This window comes from Alteromonas sp. a30 (genome assembly GCF_026788005.1).
Lineage (GTDB): Bacteria > Pseudomonadota > Gammaproteobacteria > Enterobacterales > Alteromonadaceae > Paraneptunicella.
Window position 1 is genome coordinate 1 of record NZ_JABEPE010000048.1, and the last position, 3862, is coordinate 3862.

7 protein-coding genes are annotated in these 3862 nt (G+C 44.5%); 6 read left to right on the forward strand and 1 reads right to left on the reverse strand.

Annotated elements, in window-relative coordinates:
- The first annotated feature begins 86 nt into the window (after positions 1-86).
- The 6 genes from HJG39_RS18860 to HJG39_RS18885 are packed head-to-tail and all read left to right on the forward strand — an operon-like array spanning position 87 to position 2680.
- Complete coding sequence (locus HJG39_RS18860; protein ID WP_268411919.1) at positions 87-587, forward strand: head completion/stabilization protein; 501 nt, start codon at positions 87-89, stop codon at positions 585-587.
- 26 nt (positions 588-613) lie between these two features.
- The gene (locus HJG39_RS18865) at positions 614-829 is read left to right on the forward strand and encodes a tail protein X (RefSeq protein WP_268411921.1); all 216 of its coding nucleotides are present in this window, start codon (positions 614-616) and stop codon (positions 827-829) included.
- Positions 830-847: 18 nt separating this feature from the next.
- The gene (locus HJG39_RS18870) at positions 848-1336 is read left to right on the forward strand and encodes a M15 family metallopeptidase (RefSeq protein ID WP_268411923.1); all 489 of its coding nucleotides are present in this window, start codon (positions 848-850) and stop codon (positions 1334-1336) included.
- Positions 1333-1743 (forward strand): hypothetical protein, encoded by a 411-nt coding sequence (locus HJG39_RS18875; RefSeq protein ID WP_268411925.1) that lies wholly within the window; start codon positions 1333-1335, stop codon positions 1741-1743. The genes HJG39_RS18870 and HJG39_RS18875 overlap by 4 nt, the downstream gene beginning before the upstream one ends.
- Positions 1744-1746: 3 nt before the next feature.
- Positions 1747-2220 (forward strand): phage tail protein, encoded by a 474-nt coding sequence (locus HJG39_RS18880; protein ID WP_268411926.1) that lies wholly within the window; start codon positions 1747-1749, stop codon positions 2218-2220.
- Entirely contained in the window at positions 2213-2680 is a 468-nt protein-coding gene (locus HJG39_RS18885; protein WP_268411929.1) for a phage virion morphogenesis protein, read from the forward strand. The genes HJG39_RS18880 and HJG39_RS18885 overlap by 8 nt, the downstream gene beginning before the upstream one ends.
- Positions 2681-2895: 215 nt before the next feature.
- Here the strand turns inward: HJG39_RS18885 and HJG39_RS18890 are convergent, their stop codons facing one another.
- On the reverse strand, positions 2896-3360 hold the full coding sequence (locus tag HJG39_RS18890; RefSeq protein ID WP_268411930.1) for a hypothetical protein: 465 nt from the start codon (positions 3358-3360) through the stop codon (positions 2896-2898).
- Positions 3361-3862 lie beyond the last annotated feature (502 nt).

Here is a 3862-nt window from a genome sequence, read left to right on the forward strand (position 1 = left end):
TCGCCGTGGATACTTCCATGTAGGCTCCACAGCCGCTTCCCTGCGGCTGAGGGTTTGCTCCTAATTCTCTACAGGTGGCTGATAGTTTGGAACAGGTATTTAGCGGTACAACACAAAAAGGTGAAACCATGAGCTTTATACCCAACGCCAATCACCAAAACCAAACGCCTGAAAAAGTCAGCAATAAAGGTTTTTTTCCTGACATCGACATGACCCAATTTCGTGAAGTCATGCGAGTTGAGCAGCCCATTTCTAACCTTCGCGCTAAGCAAGCCATTCTCGATGCGATTCTTTCGGTAAACCATGAGCTAAGAGCGTGGTCAGCGACTCAACATTACAACGCTTTAACAGAGGTTCCCAGTGAGCAATACGGCGAAATCAGCCAGTATGAACACCACTATCAAAGCGCAGTATTTAACAAAGCCAAAGCCTTGTTACTAGAAAATTACCGCGATTTTGATAGCACAAAATCAGGCCATGAACGCGCCGACCAAATGGAAGAACGGGTGGATGATTACTTGCGCCGCTCCAGAGAGTCGATCCGCGCCTTATTGGGCACCGCCAAAATCAACATCGAATTGATATGAAAAGCCATTGATAAATAGCCACTGATATGAATTTCAATTTGCCATCGGTGATGGCCTTGCAAAACGACACCTTAGATAAAATTTGCTGGCGTGTTTACGGTAAAACCAGCGGCGTGACCGAACAGGTGCTCGCCGCCAACCCGCAGCTTGATTTATCCAGCCCCATCCTTGCAATGGGAACCCGTGTTTATTTGCCTGCCATCAAGCCAACCCAAAAAGAAAGCATCGCGCTTTGGGACTAAATCAACAAGAGCCGCATCATGAAACAACCCCACTTCCAACTGAGCCAAACATCACAAACGCGCTTACAAGGCGTACACCCCGACTTAATCAATGTGGTGGAGCAGGCACTACGCGCCACCAAAATCGACTTTATGGTGGGTGAAGGAATAAGAAGTTTTGCGCGCCAAAAAGAGCTGGTGCAAAACAAAAAATCTCACACCTTAAAAAGCCGACATTTAACCGGTCACGCCGTCGACCTTTGGTTATTGCCCAACAACAAAATAACATGGGACGCTGCCGCCTATTGCACCTTGGCAAATACCATGAAACAGGCGGCGGAAGAACTGAATATTCCGCTGCAATGGGGCGGTGTTTGGGATAGAAAGCTATCGGATTTATCGGATGATATGGAAAAAGAAACCGAGCTATACCGCCAGCGCAGAGCGCAACAAGGCAAAACCGCCTTCTTTGACGGGCCGCATTTTCAACTACCTTGGTCGGACTACCCACAGGAGCAAAGTGCATGAGTGTATGGAGCATGTTAACCGGCGTGTTATCGCCCATTTCAGAAGCCTACAAAAGCAATCAAAAACGCAAGCAAGCCAGAGAATCCGCACAGGCGAAGCTTTCTTTAGCCAAGGTGAATAACGACTATCGGTTAGATTTAAACGACGACGAATGGGAAGCCCTTTCAAAACAAAATGAAGGCGGCACTTGGAAAGATGAGTATGTCACCGTGATCATCACATCGCCCTTTGTGCTGCTGTTTTTGGCGTCTATTGCAAGCAGCATCAGCGGTGATATGACCTATTTAAACGCGGTGAACTTGGGTATCGAGAACATTAAAAATCTCGGTGTTAACCTTGGTGATTTGATGTATGTGGTCGTGCTTGCAGCGGTGAGCATTAAAGGCATTGGCAGCATTAGGAAATAGCCCATGAAAAAGTTGGCGTCCTTACGAGAGCACCTACTGTCAGCATCGTTAAACATCGAGGCTGAAAACCTACTCACCTTCGCCCAAGAAGGCCAAATCATCAGCCACCAAGGCAGTGCAAACCAGCACTTTGAATTGCAATATCACGCCGTAATCATCATTACTGCCTACGGAGGCGATGCCGCGCAAATCGCGCATCTTGTGTTAACGTGGCTCGACCAACATCAACCACATGCAGCAAACGCCATCAAGTTCGACGCCGACATTATCAACAATGAATCCGTGGACCTTTCTTTAGCGGTGAAACTATCGGAAATTATCAAAGTAGAACACAAACCAGAAGGCACCTATTTAACCGCCTGTGATGAACCCCAGCTCGACATCACCTTAGCCCCTGCCAATGAATGGAACCTCAGCATAAGACAAAACCCAAACGGCCCACCTGAAAACGTGTTAAACGAGACAATTAGTGAATAACCTAGAAGACCTCGCGCCGTGGGCTGAGTCCTTCATTAACAGCCTATCGCCCAAAGAACAAAAAGCCCTTTACCGCAAAGTAGCGCTAGCCTTAAGAAAGCAAAACCAAAAGCGCCTGTCCAAACAAGAAAACCCCGACGGCACAAAGTGGGAACCTAGAAAAAAGCGCATTGATAAAAAAAATGAACGTAAGGAAGGAAAAGTCGCCAAACAAAAAAAGATGATGCTCGGCCTACGAAAAGCCAAGCATATGAAGGTTCAAGCCAATAACAACGGTGCAACAGTTGGCTACACCGGACGCGTTAGCCGCATCGCCAAAGCCCACCACTACGGGCTTTCAGAGCGAGGTAAGGTAATGGGCAACAGCATTACATACCCAGAAAGACAACTGCTTGGTGTGAGTGATATTGATGAAGAGGTATTGTTTGAGGTGGTTTTGGGGAAATTGAAAGAAATTTAGTTGCTATTAATAGGTAGGATCTTAAAAAAAAGGGTTGAATGCATGTTTCAAATTTGATCAGATGTTTATCGCCAAACAAACGTCCAAAGACAAATTTGAAATCATGCATGAAAATAAAACAGATTGATTCAATCTATGACCTGTACAGTTACGTATCTACAGCTCGCTAGTCGGACCAATGTGGACACTTAGAACTCTAATTAAAGATTACAAAACTATTGTTCGATAATTTCTACTGCATATGGAAGCGAAGTTTTTTCAAAGTTGCAGAACACTGCATTTGGGTGCTCCTCGCGAATGTGTAATTGAGTTCTGTTGTGAGGTTCAGCTAATACCTCTGTTGTGCCTGTTGAAAGATATACAGCTTCAAGGTGTCCTTCGTCATTTAGTTGCCAAGCATGTATCGTACTGTTATCAACTGATATAAAAGGTTTTTCTGGGAACACTTCACCGCCATCTGTATGCTCATCTAGATAGGTCTTTTTGGTCCCATCAATGCGATAATAAAATATGTCGTTAGCCTTTTTGTATTTCTCAAGAACAAAAAGAGTCGCATCACCCTCAGTAGCTCCTCCGAGGAAAAATTTTCTGTTTTTTCCTGTCCCCAGTGCTAAATATCCAAAACTATTACCATCGTGAGTTGTTAGTTTGATCTTAACTTTCGCGCCAGCTTTTAACATTGCTGCCTCCGTTTGTTGAAAAAAATTATGGTATGGAACCAAGCACACATTGGTAAATATGGGTTATAAAAATACCTTACCTTTCTGTGTGGTTGGCTAAGAGGATACTAAGCGGATAAAATATAAAAAACTATTACACAATATTGCACTTTAAAGGCAGAGTTCAGTTTTATGGTGGTTTTTGTAACCAACTCGTGGGTGGCAGATATGACCATGTGAGTAATTTAATTTACAGGCAAAGTGCGAGCAATATTGCTCAATTTCAGACCGCTTTGTAGGTCTCAGCTATGCCAATCCTAGTAAGCTCGCTCATTACCAAAAAGTTAATTCCCCCCATTTCAACCAAGCACACCATGACATCCTCATAACCCCATATCAAGATGCGTTGATGTACTTCCAATCATCAACGCACCTTGATATGAACCTATGAGCTTCACTCTTTCAGACCTTTACCGACGTTTTGAAAACCTGATCCGCATTGGCACTATTGCTGAAGTCGATG